The sequence below is a fragment of the Paenibacillus sp. NPDC056579 genome (genome assembly GCF_042793215.1).
GTDB lineage: Bacteria > Bacillota > Bacilli > Paenibacillales > NBRC-103111 > Paenibacillus_S.
The window spans coordinates 478829-493856 of sequence record NZ_JBHTVD010000006.1 but is presented as its reverse complement, the minus strand read 5'-3'; the positions used below and the strand labels follow the sequence as shown (position 1 = coordinate 493856).

Genomic DNA, 15028 nt, shown 5'->3' with positions numbered 1-15028 from the left:
TACGTACATCGAACAAACTAACTAAAAACACATTCTTCTTTTTTTCGAACTGAGGTGCAACAGAAAAAAACCATGTTAAATGCGAAAAACTCTCAGCAAGCATGTGCTGAAGAAACTTATGCTGTAGGAGTCGACATTGGCGGGACCAAGATTATTGTCGTGATTGCCAATCAAAAGGGTGATATCGTTTACAAGGAAAAAGTAAAAACGACCGGAAGGCTTGAAAAAATTTATGAACATATAATGAGAAGCTTGAGTGCCGCTGGTATATCACAGGAACAAATTGTTGCAATCGGTTTCGGCGTGCCGGGTGTCACAGATAGCAAAGAAGGGATTGTGATTGAAGCCCCGGCATTAAGCTGGAGTCATGTTCCATTCAGAGATCAAATGCAGCAGTATTTTGATAAGCCTGTTTTTGTAGAAAACGATGTGAATTGTGCGGCATTAGGCGAACGGTGGATTGGCTCAGCACGAAATTCGAACGACTTCGTCGTTGTTGCGATCGGAACCGGAGTGGGAAGTGCGATTGTTGCGAACGGCTCCCTCGTCCAAGGAAGCAGTCATATGGCGGGGGAAGTCGCTTATCTCGTTTCGGAGCAGGATGTTATTGACAACGAGTCTAATGCTTTCGGTCGATTCGGGCTCTTCGAGAAGAAAATATCCGGAGTAGCATTGGCTCAGCATGGAATTCTGCCTCACATTTTGTTCGAGCAATACACCAAAAGAGACGAAAATGCAGTATCGATTATTCATCGTTTCGTAGCTGACTTGTCCATTGGAATTGCCAATATCGTTAGTTTACTAAATCCAAAAAAAGTAATACTCGGCGGCGGAGTTTCTCAATCACTTCATGTTGTCATCGATCAAATTTGTACATCCGTTGCCAATTTAACACCGGTTCCCACGGAGATCGTACTTACAGCTTTAGGGGAGGAAGCGGGAGCAGTCGGGGCCGTTGCTCTTGCTTTTGAACAAATAGGGGTATTTAACCAACAAGGAGGTGCGGCGTGAAAACGTATATAGCTCATGACTACAAGGAAATGTCTCTGCAGGCAGCCGAAATAATCATTCAGTACATCAATCAAAAGCCGAAATCTTTAGTATGCTTTGCAGCCGGAACTACGCCACTCGGTACATTATCTTTCTTAGTGGATGCAATGCAGCGAGGAGAGGTGAATTTTGATCAGTGCCGCTTTATCAGTCTCGACGAATGGGTCGGACTCGATGAATCGGATGAAGGTAGTTGCAAACAAACGTTGAACGAACATTTTTTCAAACCATGCGGCATCGAGGAAAGAAACATTCATTTTTTCAATGGTAAAAGTAGCAATTTGGAAGCGGAATGCAAGTCGATGGATGAACTAATAAAGGCTCATGGGAACATTGACTTATTGCTGCTTGGCGTTGGCATGAACGGCCATCTAGGTTTTAATGAGCCTGGTGTCAACTTTGATTTGTGCTCACATGTTATCGATCTTGATTCCACTACCAAACAAGTTTCGGTAAAATATTTCCAGAGTAAGCAGCAGGACGTACAGAAAGGAATAACACTTGGAATTAAACACTTGCTGGAGGCAAGTACGGCTATACTTATTGCCGATGGAGCCAAAAAGGCGGAAATAATGAGAAAAGCATTGCGTGATGAGGTCACGAATCAAGTGCCTGTTACGGTACTGCAGCGGCATACAAATTTGCATGTTTGTCTGGATGAAGCGGCCGCAGCTTTAATCTAGCCAGAATCAAGGCTATGAAACAAACCCTGAGTAAAAATCGAATGGTATTACAAAGTTGCACTTTGATTTTTCAAGTAGTTTCCCAGTGCATTGCAGTAAGAGGTCATGCAGATTTTGTCGTAGGTCACGATGTTCGCATGAGTAGTTAGCGAATCATTGCAATCTTTTTACACTATCATAATAGGGGATATACTCCATTGAAAGCATTGGACGACAAAAGACTCTTTGAACTTTATAGACTAGCTGAGCTAGCAAAATGTGATGAGTCATTCCTACTACTTATCTTAAAGGAAATCAATTGTCGTAAAGGTATTAAATTATACCCAAATACTAAGGATAACTTTGTAACTACTTCATATTCGGTGGAGACTGCAAAGGCCCCTTAAACTGTTGAATTTTGATCAGGCGGTAAGTATGGGGTGAGGTGTAACCGCATACGAGATGATCTTTGTAAGGTGCGATGCTAGCTGTTAATATCTTAGGGCATGATGCAGATAGCATGAGCAAGGATTCGAGCGCTTATGCTGTAAACGCTTTTAGGCTCTCGTCCATAGCGCACCATTTTTAAATCCTGAGACGTCACGCCAAAGTTCCGACAAACAGTTTCCAAATGGGATTTCACTATTCGATTAAGGACCATCAGAAAGTAGCAGCTAATTCCCAAGGGAACAGTAAATGTGCTTTAAAGATTCAAATGAGATGACACGAGGAGAATGTATTATGAAGAAATTAAAAACTTATTCGATATTCTTCCTGCTGTTTATTATGGTGTTCAGCATAGCCGGATGCACATCCGGACAAGATCCTTCAGGGGACGCAGATGCAGGAGATGGAAAAATTACTTTGACGGTTACCTCTTCAATGACTGATGAAGCCCGTGTTAACATCATGAATCAAACGATTAAAATTTTTAATCAGACGCACCCAAACGTAAGGATTCGATACAATCCGAGTCCTTGGGCCAATTATGCTCAAAACTTAAAGCTAGCTTTCAATAGCGATTCGGGGCAAGATATTGTCTATGTGGATGATACGATGCAGCAAATGCTGCAAAAAAACAACTACTTGATGGATATCACCAATGATGTAAAAAGTCGGGGTTGGATTGATAAACAGCTATCCGGCGCAGTCGATTTTCAAAACGCGAGAACTCCAGGTAGGTATTACAGTATTCCTTTCATGACGGCGCCTGTAACGGTTTTCTACAATAAAGATATTTTTAACAAATTGAACCTTACTCCGCCAAAAACGATGGATGAATTCAATACCATCTTGGAAAAAGTAAAGGCAGCGGGTTATGTGCCGATGGAAAATGGTGGATTGTCCAACTTGCCGAAGATGTGGTCACTGTTCGATATCCTTTACAATAAAGTACCGATGGACGACATCAAACAGTTTTATTTCCAAAAAGGTATCACACCAGCGTTCGAAAAAGGTTTCGTAACCGCTCTAAATCAAATAAACGACTGGAGCGATAAAGGATATTACAGAAGTGACGATGCTTCTATCGATGGTGCCGCAGTGCCGCAATATTATGCAAAAGGCCAATCTGTAATGGTACTTGCCGGAAACTGGGACATTCCGACATACGAGGGTACAAAGATTCCTACCGGTGCATTTGCGTTCCCTCCGGCTAGTGCAAATACTCCGACACACCCAACAGTTAACGCGACAGACGGTGGATGGGCGCTCAATGCGAAGCTAAGTGATGAGAAGAAACAAGCTGCATTGGACTTCATCGACACGTTTATGAACCCTGATGTCGTGAAGCTCTGGTATGAAGGTGGATCAACACCGACGGTTAAGGCTGATATGTTAGGTGCTAAAGCTTCTGAGCTGAAAAAAGAAGTGGATCTGTCTGTACAATCGACGCAAATGGGCTTCTTCTTAGACAACGCTGTTCCCGGGCTTGGGGATATCTTGAATAAACAGTTGCAATTGTTGTACTTTCATAAGGCTACTCCAGAACAGGCTTGGACGGAGATTAAAAGCCAATATAACAAACTTGTACAAGCTTCACAAGGCCAATAAGATGAAATGATGAAACAAGATGTCCTTTATCCTGTCATGGGGTACTGGACATCCATCCTAAGAGAGGAGGCGGTTCTTCTGAAACATGAAGCCATCCCCTTATTGCAGCGCAGTAAAAAACAAAAGAATACGGAGAAAACAAATCCGCTTGCCTACTTATTTCTGCTTCCAGCATTCGCTATGATCATTTATTTTATTTGTTGGCCAGCACTACAAACTTTTTATATCAGCATGACGAATTGGGATGGAATTAGTCCAAAGAAATTTGTAGGCATTACAAATTATTATCGTCTGTTTACTGACGAGCCGATGTTTTGGCAGGCAATCAAAAACACTTTACTTTGGGTTGTCGGCGGGGCTACGATTCCCGTTTGGCTCGGGCTTATTTTTGCAAACTTACTTGTAAGAGGCAATATCAAATTTACCAAATGGTTTCAGATGGGTTTTTTCTTTCCACAAGTCATCTCATCTGTGATAGCCGCTGTAATTTGGAAGTGGATTTATGATCCGAACTTTGGAGCTTTGTCTGCAATTCTGGCTAAAATCGGTATCGAAAAACCTGCTGCGGGTTGGCTAGGGAATCCTGATCTCGTTATGTATGCGTTATTCGTCATTTTCTTATGGGGAAGTTACGGATATACGACGATGATCTTCACAGCTGCTTTACAGGGTGTCGATTCACAATTATATGATGCTGCAAACATAGACGGATGCGGGGCATGGAGCCAATTCCGCCATGTTACGATTCCTGGTTTGCGGCAAACGATCACTACCGTCGTCATTTTAATGGCGATCGGCTCCTTCAGCGTGTTTGATATCGTTATGGCAACGACAAAGGGTGGTCCGGGATATAGCTCTTATGTCATTTCATATTACGTTTATACCCAGGGCTTTATTGAAAATCGTTTGGGATTTGCTGCAGCGGCTTCAATTATATTGACTTTGTTCATTTTAATTGTTTCTAGAACCATCATTCTGATAAGGGAGAAGGATCAATAATCTAATGACCAAATCTTCGTTTATCCGACGTACTCTCGTCTACGGAATAATGATTGTAGTGGCGCTGTTGACAATTACCCCGTTCTTTCTCATTATCAGTACTTCTCTAAAAACAACGGACGAAATCAATATCAACGGCCCCTTGGCACTGCCACAAATACTACAATGGGAAAATTATTCACGTATCTGGGATGTCGGAAATTTTGTAACCTATTTTCAAAATAGCGTCATTGTCACCATCGTTGTTGTCTTATTTGTAGTACTTCTATCCTTGCTCGGTGCCTATCCTTTCGCTTACATGAAATTCAAGGGTAAAGGATTGTTATTTCTAATGATCCTTTGGGGACTTACGGTGCCACTGGATCTGATCATCATTCCTTTATTTACAAACTTGAAATCCATCGGCTTGTTGAATACGCTCTGGGCCCTTATTTTACCGCAAATTGCGATGAATATTCCATTCTCCATCTTTTTATTAAGAGGGTTCATGAAGGATATACCGGTAGCGCTTCTTGAGTCGGCGCGAATCGATGGTTCGAACGAAGCGCAAAATTTGTTCCATATCATCGTCCCGATGCTGTATCCCCCCGTAGTTTCGCTCATTGTGTTTACAGCCATGGGGACATGGAATAACTTTATGCTTCCGACAATTCTTATTCAAAATGACATGTTGCGGACGCTTCCGGTAGGACTCAATTATTTCCAAACCAAATTTACGTTGGATTATCCGATGATTGCTACTGCGGCGGTTATCTCGGCATTGCCTACTGCTATCATTTACGTTATTTTTCAACGGAATATCATGTCCGGTGCTATGGTAGGGGCATTAAAGGAATAGCTTGCAGAAAATTATAACTTCTATATTATCAAAGGAGCTGGAACTATGAAAAAGATGAAAATTGCTTTAATCGGAGCAGGTAGCGTTTCGTTTGCCTTAGGAGCATTACAAGATATTGTATTGTCAGAGCGATTGAAAACTCAGGTCGATCTTGAAATCGCGCTTATGGATATAGTGGCGGAAAATGTGAATCGTACTTTTAAGTATGCCACTGAGATGTTTACCACCTTCTCTCATCCGGCTAACATTTGGCAAACCACCAGTTTAGAGAAAGCCCTTCAGAATGCAGATTTTGCCATCGTAGCCATTGAAGTGGATCGTTATTATTATTGGTCTCAAGATTTCCATATCCCGCGTCGCTTTGGAAGCAAGCAAATTTACGGGGAAAACGGAGGTCCGGGTTCCATGTTCCATACACTTCGTAACCTAGGCCCAATGCTAGAGATTGCCCGGATGATGGAAAAAGTATGCCCGAACGCCTGGTTTATCAACTATACGAATCCGGAAGCGAAATTGGTAGAAGCTATTTCCAAGTTGACTTCTATTAAGATTGTTGGTCTCTGTCATGGTCTAGATATGGGGATTCATCAGTTATGCGATTTTCTCGAGATGAAGCCGGAGGATATCGGTATAGAAGGGGGCGGCTTGAACCACTTCGGCTTTTTCACCAAGGTTTGGGATAAGAAGACAGGTGAAGACTTATACCCACTCTTCCGCGAAAAAGAACAAACAGCCAACCGCTTGGCTCATTTTGACCATATTGGACTATCTAGAACTATGTATCATCTTTACGGCTATTATCCATATCCGGGAACGAATCATTGTGGAGAATATGTTTCCTATGCGCAGGATTTCTACGCGGGTTTAGCGCTTCAATACAGATATGATCCTACGCGGGAGCATCTGTGGAAGAAAGACTCGAGAACGCCGGACTTTGTCTATAGTGCAAGTGGAAAAATTTTGGACAAAGGATTGTACGAGCCTGTACAGTCACAGGAATCATGGGTTAACGAGGCCTATACCTTTAATAAAGAGAATGTTAAACCAAGTGATGAATATGCCATTCCGATCATCGAAGCGATTTTCTTTGATGATGAAATTCAACTGAATGCTGTCAATTTGCAAAATAAAGGTGCGATTAAAGGGCTCCCTGATGATATGGTGGTCGAAACCCAAGCGATCGTGAACGGGAAAGGCATCTTCTTAAAGCCTATGACCGTTGAACTACCAACAGCGGTTATCGGAACAATCCATATTCAAGGGACGATCCATAAACTCCTATTAGAGGCGTTTGTTGAAAAATCGAAAACCAAATTGCTGCAAGCAATTTTGCTTGATCCGCAGGCGCCATCCTATTATCAAGCTTGTGCCATGATTGATGAGATGTGCGAGCTGCAGAAGGAAATTCTACCTGCTCTAGAATGGAAATAAGGCTATGGATAATAATCAATTGAACGAGTTGCTTCAGAAAATGACGCTGAAAGAGAAATTCGGACAACTCACTCAAATTACTGGTGAACTATATGTAGGCAGAATCGATCAGGAAATGGTTGAGACCGGACCCGAGTATTCAAGGCACATACTTGAAGATGAGACCTTGTACACAATTGGCAGCGTCATCGGTGCCTCTAGCGCCAAAATTACAAACCTGATTCAATCGGAGTATTTGAAGAAATCCAGACTGAAGATTCCACTACTTTTTATGCATGATGCCATTCATGGCTATAAGACGATTTTTCCGATCCCGGTGGGTCTTTCCTGCACTTGGGATGAAAAGATTGTTGAGATGGTAGCCGAAAAGACCGCATCTGAGTTAAGAGCTGCGGGTATCCATGTCAATTTCTCACCTATGGTGGATCTAGTGCGAGACTCCAGGTGGGGCAGGGTCATGGAATCATTCGGAGAGGACCACTTGCTGTCCGGAAATCTAGGAAGAGCGATGATCAGGGGATACCAGAAAATTCACGAAGACAAAATTTCACCTAGTGGTGTAGCGGCTTGTTTGAAACACTTCGCTGCTTATGGGGCGGGCATCGGCGGAAAAGACTACAACACCGTTGATATGTCGATGAGAGAATTTTTCGCCTATTACGGCAAACCCTATGAGATTGCTTTGCAGGAAAAGCCCAAATTCGTCATGAGTTCTTTTAATAGTTTCAATGGGGTTCCGGTTACAGCGAGCCGAACTATGTTAAAAGAGATACTGCGGGACCGATATCTTTTTGATGATTTGCTTATCTCAGATTGGGGCGCAGTCGCGGAGCTTCAAAAGCATCGAGTGGCTCGGGATGGCAAGGAAGCGGCTGAGCTGGCGTTAAACGCGGGGGTCGATATCGAAATGGTGTCCACCCTATATCTGGAAAACTTTGAAGCGATTATTGAACAGCAGCCGGTGTTGCTAAAAGATGTGGATGAGGCAGTCCTAAAAGTATTGCAATTAAAAAATGAGTTGGGTCTTTTTGAAAATCCATATGTAGACGAAGGCTTGGAAACGACGATTATTTTGAATCAAGAGTCGTTGGAGGCCACTGAAGTAGCGGCTCGCAAAAGCTGCGTACTCTTGAAAAACGAAAATACCCTTTTACCGATGCGTAAGGAGCATAAAAACATTCTCCTTGTCGGACCTTTTGCTAGTACGAATCAACTGCTCGGTAATTGGGCTTGCAAAGGAAGCTTCGACGATGTGGTTTCACTGGCGATGGGTTTGAAGCAGGCGGATAACTCACTTCAAATTGCTGCTTATGAGTCACTCGAGGATTGTCCGAAATACATCTTAGCTTCTTGTGATTATATTATTATAACGATCGGCGAACACTGGGAGCAAAGTGGGGAAGGGCACAGCAGTGTTAAGCTTGAGCTGGAACAGCGGCAGCAGCAGCTGATTCGCGATGTAAAGAAAACGAATCTGCCTTACGCTTGCGTTTGTTTTTCCGGACGGCCGCTAGCGCTTCAGGATATTATCGACGACATACCGGCTTTACTTTGGTGCTGGTACCCGGGTACCCGAGCAGGTGCAGCTATCGCTGCGCTCCTCACCGGCCAAGCATCCCCCTCAGGGAAACTGACGATGTCGTTCCCTCGTTATTCGGCGCAAGCACCAGTTTATTATAATGAATACAGCACGGGCAGACCGGCCAAATCGTCCAGTTATAGCAGCCGTTATCAAGATTGCGATATTGGTCCGCTCTTTCCATTCGGACATGGGTTAACATATACAGAAACGACGTACTCAGACTTTAATATATCGAGTCATCAGATTACTGAGGATCAGGTATTGAAGGTAACCTTTAAGATCCATAATCCGAGCCGGTACGACTATTCGGAAATCGCTATCCTCTTTATCGAAGATTTGGTATCCAAGGCGGTTCGCCCGACACGTGAAATGGTGGCATATCAAGTTATTCAAGTCCCAGCGTTCGGAGAATGCGCCGTTGAGATGTCCATCCGCTTAGAAGATCTAAAGTATCTCGATACCGATTTGCAGTGGACTGTGGAGCCAGGAAGTTTTCACATCTACATCAATAACATGGAGCAGCCGATATTTATGATTGATTATGTTCAGTCGTAAGAGCAGGGACATGAAAAAAGTCGAGTTCAGGAGCAGTTTAAGCCCTGGCTCGGCTTTTTAATATCATTATGTATTCTGCCGTTCGTATTATGAGTTCAGTCAAATGCCAAGTATATCATGATTGTGGACACTCGATTAATTTTAAGATGGAACTGTACATGAACGAACGTGAGTTGTGGCCAGCAAATATGACGCGATCGGCAATACGCATTTGATAAAAAAGATGGGCGAGCTGCTGAAAGGAAAAGATATCAATACTGTGCTCCGCGAGTGGAAGGAAGAAACGGAAAAGCAAGTCGAAGCGCAGAAGGCGGGAAGTAAATAATCTTGTGCGGGAGCCTAAATAGAGTCACCGAATGAAAAAAGCTTTATATCCATAAAAGACGGCTGTGAGTAACGATCCCCGTTGAAGCCAAGACGGAGTACGCCTTCCCATCTTTAAGCGATGGGAAGGCGTGCTCGCTTACGAAAACGCGCAAGGCGGTCGAAGTGCTCTGGAATTCAACGATGTGCTATCTGCCTTGTGCTTGGGAAACAGGGGGTTGGGTGACGAGCGTTGGAAACGCAGATCCAAATCGAAACGGTGAGTATCTTCATTGATCATCACGTGAAGGAGCAATTTGACATCGGCAAGTTTGTCGAGAATGATTCCATAAACATGCTAAGCATTTATGTTTGGTACGTTGGGAGGAACCGAAAAACATTGTCTGGTTTCCGCTCTTAGAATCTTTACCTATCAACTTACGATGGTGGTATCCGGAAGAACTCGGATACTGAACTAGAACACTCAAGCAAGGAGTCACTCCCAAAGCCTAGCGTTGATTAGATCGTCTCATTGCTGTTGGAGCTCGATGAGCAGCCAAGTCATTGGAAAGAGCAATATAAGAACGGCTGCTGTGGAATTGGGAATAAGCTGGCGGCTGCATTTGAGGTTGCCTCGGGGATGCAAATCAATTCAAGGATACAAAACAACTCATCACCGAGCATTATATCTAGCTGTGCAATATGGTATTCGTAGACGTGCTAACCGTAGGGTTAAGTGATTACTACAAAAAGAAATGGAGATAGGAATCCATAATTAACCAACGTCCTCCGCGCCAATGGAGGTTATTTGGCATGTCTAGAAAAGCAACATTTTTTCTAGTCCAAACCACCAATGCTTGACAAACATTAGCTGTTCTATTGTTCCGGGTCAATTGTCGCCATGGGACACAATAAGGTAAGCAAATCAACAGCCATCTTTTAGATCGGTTTTTTCGTATGGGAGGTATGCCATGCAAGAGGTAGCTTCGAAATAGTGTCGATAATCATTTCAAATTATGGAGCTCTTCCAGGTGCATTAAGCTAAGTCCGGAGAATGTCATGGAACGGCTCGTGAAGCGAGAGTTGAGAGTTTGTAGAAACGCCATGGTACAAGAAAACATATTAGTGACTTCACAATTCGAATTCGATTGCTTCATGGCAGAAAATGAATATGATTCAAAAGAAAATGATTATATGCGTTCTATCTTATTGGGGCATATGTAATACCCACTTTATGAATATCGACCTGAACACCTTACACTCGTTACATTGTAAAAGAGACAAAATCCGTACAATTGTGGCAGTCAGGAATGTTATGTACCCTGATTACATCTATATTTCAAACATATACTGCATCTGTCTGCTGCTTCACGGCAGTCTCTTGGTTAAACTACATCAGCCATCTGAAGGGCATGTCGCTGTAATGAATATTTGAATCGCGGACATCGGATGGACATCTTTTTGAATCCAAATCATTACCCAAATGGGATGCGAAGGACAAGGACTATACAGTAGCAGCCTGTTACAAATGTTGGTCTGATCTGGATTCAACCAAATAAAACAGATAAAAGGGGTGAGTGGAAATGACCGGAAAAAAGCGTTTTGTACAAGTAGGAGCCGGCGGTAGAGCTGAGCTATTTTTTGCTGCAATTGCCACGGATTACCGAGAAACGTCCGAATTGACCGCTTTTTGCGACGTGAACCAAACAAGAATGGATTATGCCAATAAGATTTTGACAAAGAAGTACTATTATCCGGCAGCAAACACCTACAAGGCCGAGCAATTCGAAGAAATGATCGCGGTGGAAAAACCAGATGCCGTTATCGTAACCAGCATCGATCGGACGCATCATCATTACATCATCCGGGCAATGGAGCTTGGCTGCGATGTCGTTACGGAAAAACCGATGACCGTTGACGAGAAGAAATGTCAGGAAATACTCGATGCCGTCCAGCGCACGGGACGCAATGTGCGCGTGACCTTTAACTACCGTTATGCGCCACATCATACGAAGGCAAAGGAGATTATATCAAGCGGAGTGATTGGCGAGGTATTCTCCGTTCACTTCGAATGGTTGCTAAATACTAGGCATGGGGCTGATTATTTCCGCCGCTGGCATCGGGATAAACGCAACAGCGGTGGTCTGCTGGTCCATAAATCGACCCATCATTTCGACCTCGTCAATTTCTGGATCGGCTCTCAGCCTGAAACAGTGTTCGCGTTTGGTGATTTACGCTTTTACGGCAAAGAAAATGCCGAACGCCGGGGCATTACCAAATTTTACGACCGGTCAACCAGAAACCCGATGGCCAAGGACGATCCTTTTGCCCTACACATGGACCAAAACGAGCAGCACAAAGCGCTGTATTTGGACGCGGAACACGAGGACGGCTACCGCAGGGACCAAAGCGTCTTTGGCGATGGCATCAGCATTGAGGATACGATGGGTGTCCTGGTTCGCTACAAAAACAATGCCATCCTAAACTATTCCCTGAATGCCTATCTGCCTTGGGAAGGATATCGGATTGCCTTTAACGGCAGTAAGGGGAGACTGGAAATGGAAGTCATCGAGCAGTCCTATGTGAATGCAGGTGGAGAAAAGTCTGAAGAAGGTGCCTTGTTGGGGCAAAAGATTATCGTTCATCCGATGTTTGGTGCTCCGTACCAAGTAGAGGCTGAAGAAGGAGTTGGAGGCCATGGCGGTGGCGATACTGTTATGCTGAACGATATTTTCGGCACGCCGGTTGAAGATCCTTTCCATCGGGCGGCTAATCATATCGACGGGGCGAGATCCATTCTGACAGGCATCGCGGCAAATCGCTCCATACGCACCGGGCAGCCGGTAAATGTAAATGATTTGGTAAAATTCTAGCAAGATTTTCTAGCGAGAGAGGTAGAATACCAATGCGACCGCTGAAAAGAAAATGGAAAATTTGTATTATTCATCACGCGCATACCGACGTCGGATACACGGAGAGGCAGGAAAAAATCGCACTGTATCATGTCGATTTTATTAAGCAGGCGATCCGAATCAGTGAACAAATTCGTTCGGGTGAGCGAAGCGATTGGGAAGGCTTCCGATGGACCTGCGAATCGTTCTGGCCAGTCGAACAGTTTCTGGAACAAACGGGGATTGACTGGCATGATCGGTTCAAGCACGCCATCCGTGCCGGACATATTGAATTGACGGCAAATTACCTGCATATTGTGGAGATTCTTGATAAGGATATCTTCAAAACCTTTACTCAAAAGGCAGTCGATTTCGCCGGTTCTCTGGGCGTTAAGCTGGATTCCGCAATGACGGCGGATTTAAACGGTTACGGATGGGGATACGCCCAGTGTCTAGCTGATCTCGGCGTTCAAAACCTTTCGATGTGCGTCCATTCGCATCACGGTATGTTCCCGCTTTGGCGAAAACAAATCCCATTTTGGTGGGAAACCCCGAAAGGCGACCGACTGCTCGTGTGGAACGGCGATCATTACAATCTAGGCAATGATCTTGGGCTCGTTCCTGGCGCCCTGTTGTCCTATATCATCAAGGATGAATTCGAAACGACGTACACCGCAGACAACCACATGGAAATTGCGGAGACACGGATTGTTCGCTATCTTGCCAAATTGGAGGAAGAGGAATATCCGCTTGATTTTGTGGCGATCATGGCATCAGGCCTTTTGACCGACAATGCACCGCCAAACACCGATATCATGGACTTCGTCAGACAATGGAACAAGAAGCATGGGGAACGCATCGAGATCGAAATGTCATCCTTGAGCGATTTTTTTTCGCTGCTCCGACAACACTCCAGTGACTTCCCGGTTTATCGCGGGGATTGGCCTGATTGGTGGAATGATGGGGCAGTATCGACCCCGATGCATACGCAGCTTTTTCGTGACGCCCAACGTACGCTGCGCCTTGCGAAACGGCTGGACAGTCAGGGACAGTATGCGGATAAAGAGACGGTGCAGCAGGCTGAGCACCAAATGATGATGTTTGCCGAACATACTTGGGGCCACTCCGCTTCGATTAGCGAACCATGGCATTTATCAATACATGCCTTGGCGATCCGGAAGGAAGCGTTTGCCGCACAGGCCCATGAATATGCAAGCAGGGCACTGGATCAGGTTTTGCAAGCCAACGGCGAAGCACCGCTGGCGCATGGAAGACCGCTTCATTATCAAGTGTTAAACCCTTCGGATCAGACTGTCACCGATATCGTGAGAATGTACGTCGATTACTGGGAAGTGCCACAGCTGAAGAAGACAGGGTTCCGGGTCATCGACAAGGCGGATGGGACTGCGCTGCCTTATCAGACCCGAAAGGTAATCCGTGGGCTCGAAGTATGTGTTCTGCTGACCTTAGCACCAGGCTCTAAGAAGCGGCTCGAGATACGCGCCGATACTGCGCTACAGGGCCGCACGACATCCAGCTATCAACAGATTGGTACGGACGGCGTTAATGATATCAAGGAGGCCCCTGATGGTTGCGGGGCTGTCGGCAGTGAGCTGGTCAGCGTCACCGAAACGTTGGTTGAAACCCCTTATGTCAAAATCGTCTGGAGGGAACAATCCGGCATCGTTTCGTGGCTCGATAAAACAGCGAACCGGGAGTTGCTGCGGGAGGATTGCTACTATTCCGCTTTTACACCCATTTACGAGGTGACACCCACAGGGGGTCCTGAAAATATAATGCGGATTCGAACCCAAATGGGCAGAAACCGGAAAGGCATCGATGTCAAACGAACCCCAGGACGATTGACGGGTGTGAAACGAATCGACCACGGCGAGTTATTTACGACGGTAGAACTTCTTTACGAGCTTCAGGGAGCGAGCCATTGCTCGTTGCTGCTCACTGCATACGCCGGCATGCCCCGCGTAGACGTGTCGCTCCGAATGAACAAAAACAGCGTGTGGGATCCCGAAAGTGTGTATGTATCCTTGCCGTTCACTGTTCAGAAGGAAGAGGAGGAGACAGTTCAACTGTGGTTGCAGAAGCCCGGTTTCCCACTTCGGCCGAGGAAAGACCAGCTGCCAGGCACCGGAATCGACTTTTATGCAATTGAGGACGGAGTGGCTTGCATCTCCGAGCAATATGGCCTCGCCATCGCCATGCCGGATACGCCGCTTGTACATCTCGGTTCAATTGAGCATGGTGAAAGGATGCTGCATGGGCATCCGGAAGTCGATATGGATAATCCGCACCTTTTTTCATGGGTCATGACGAATTACTGGGAAACGAATTTCAAGGCGACGCTTGGCGGTTTTTACGAGTTCCGTTACCGAATAGCCTGGGGCAGCGAGTTTGCTACGGAGAGCTCAGCTCTACAAAAATGTCGTGATATGAACGACGGCCTGATCAGTTTTCGTTTGAAAGAGTAGGAAAATTCACAGGATTTGTCTGAAACGAGCTGATAACAAGACGGGAGCTGGCAATGCCTTGCTCCCGTTTTGTTGCATCTGCCATTAGCAGGTCCATCATTATAGGAAATTGCCGGAGGTTTTAATCATCTCAGAAGAACTTGCCACCGTAACGTTCCAAATTTTTGGCGAGAACGGAA

At 45.0% G+C, this 15028-nt stretch carries 10 protein-coding genes; all 10 read left to right on the top strand.

All coding sequences use genetic code 11. The annotated features are described in order from the left end of the window. Nucleotides 1–72 precede the first annotated feature (72 nt). The 10 genes from ACFQ88_RS24350 to ACFQ88_RS24305 all read left to right on the top strand — a co-directional run bounded on the left by ACFQ88_RS24350 (nucleotide 73) and on the right by ACFQ88_RS24305 (nucleotide 14849). Nucleotides 73–1011: an ROK family protein gene (locus tag ACFQ88_RS24350; protein WP_379457685.1), complete on the top strand. Its 939-nt coding sequence runs from the start codon at nucleotides 73–75 to the stop codon at nucleotides 1009–1011. Further along, nucleotides 1008–1733, top strand: coding sequence for a glucosamine-6-phosphate deaminase (locus ACFQ88_RS24345; protein WP_379457683.1), 726 nt, complete (start codon nucleotides 1008–1010; stop codon nucleotides 1731–1733). Before ACFQ88_RS24350 ends, ACFQ88_RS24345 begins: the two co-directional genes overlap by 4 nt. Nucleotides 1734–2453: 720 nt before the next feature. Next, complete coding sequence (locus ACFQ88_RS24340) at nucleotides 2454–3764, top strand: ABC transporter substrate-binding protein (RefSeq protein ID WP_379457681.1); 1311 nt, start codon at nucleotides 2454–2456, stop codon at nucleotides 3762–3764. A gap of 9 nt (nucleotides 3765–3773) precedes the next feature. After that, complete coding sequence (locus tag ACFQ88_RS24335) at nucleotides 3774–4763, top strand: carbohydrate ABC transporter permease (RefSeq protein WP_379457679.1); 990 nt, start codon at nucleotides 3774–3776, stop codon at nucleotides 4761–4763. Between the two features lie 49 nt (nucleotides 4764–4812). Continuing rightward, a complete protein-coding gene (locus tag ACFQ88_RS24330; RefSeq protein WP_379457677.1) occupies nucleotides 4813–5601 on the top strand; it encodes a carbohydrate ABC transporter permease in 789 nt (262 codons plus the stop codon). 45 nt (nucleotides 5602–5646) lie between these two features. After that, nucleotides 5647–7032: a family 4 glycosyl hydrolase gene (locus tag ACFQ88_RS24325; RefSeq protein WP_379457675.1), complete on the top strand. Its 1386-nt coding sequence runs from the start codon at nucleotides 5647–5649 to the stop codon at nucleotides 7030–7032. Between the two features lie 4 nt (nucleotides 7033–7036). Then, a complete protein-coding gene (locus tag ACFQ88_RS24320) occupies nucleotides 7037–9169 on the top strand; it encodes a glycoside hydrolase family 3 N-terminal domain-containing protein (protein ID WP_379457673.1) in 2133 nt (710 codons plus the stop codon). Between the two features lie 175 nt (nucleotides 9170–9344). Next, nucleotides 9345–9494 (top strand): hypothetical protein, encoded by a 150-nt coding sequence (locus tag ACFQ88_RS24315; protein ID WP_379457671.1) that lies wholly within the window; start codon nucleotides 9345–9347, stop codon nucleotides 9492–9494. Nucleotides 9495–11055: 1561 nt separating this feature from the next. Further along, nucleotides 11056–12345, top strand: coding sequence for a Gfo/Idh/MocA family protein (locus ACFQ88_RS24310; RefSeq protein WP_379457669.1), 1290 nt, complete (start codon nucleotides 11056–11058; stop codon nucleotides 12343–12345). A 32-nt stretch (nucleotides 12346–12377) separates the two neighbouring features. Further along, a complete protein-coding gene (locus ACFQ88_RS24305) occupies nucleotides 12378–14849 on the top strand; it encodes a glycoside hydrolase family 38 N-terminal domain-containing protein (RefSeq protein ID WP_379457657.1) in 2472 nt (823 codons plus the stop codon). The last annotated feature ends 179 nt before the right edge of the window (nucleotides 14850–15028 follow it).

What these genes read in the sequence shown, in the direction of transcription:
- ACFQ88_RS24350 (WP_379457685.1), top strand. Translation starts at nt 73, where the DNA reads ATGTTAAATGCGAAAAACTCTCAGCAAGCATGTGCTGAAGAAACTTAT.
- ACFQ88_RS24340 (WP_379457681.1), top strand. Translation starts at nt 2,454, where the DNA reads ATGAAGAAATTAAAAACTTATTCGATATTCTTCCTGCTGTTTATTATG.
- ACFQ88_RS24335 (WP_379457679.1), top strand. Translation starts at nt 3,774, where the DNA reads ATGAAACAAGATGTCCTTTATCCTGTCATGGGGTACTGGACATCCATC.
- ACFQ88_RS24330 (WP_379457677.1), top strand. Translation starts at nt 4,813, where the DNA reads ATGATTGTAGTGGCGCTGTTGACAATTACCCCGTTCTTTCTCATTATC.
- ACFQ88_RS24325 (WP_379457675.1), top strand. Translation starts at nt 5,647, where the DNA reads ATGAAAAAGATGAAAATTGCTTTAATCGGAGCAGGTAGCGTTTCGTTT.
- ACFQ88_RS24320 (WP_379457673.1), top strand. Translation starts at nt 7,037, where the DNA reads ATGGATAATAATCAATTGAACGAGTTGCTTCAGAAAATGACGCTGAAA.
- ACFQ88_RS24310 (WP_379457669.1), top strand. Translation starts at nt 11,056, where the DNA reads ATGACCGGAAAAAAGCGTTTTGTACAAGTAGGAGCCGGCGGTAGAGCT.
- ACFQ88_RS24305 (WP_379457657.1), top strand. Translation starts at nt 12,378, where the DNA reads ATGCGACCGCTGAAAAGAAAATGGAAAATTTGTATTATTCATCACGCG.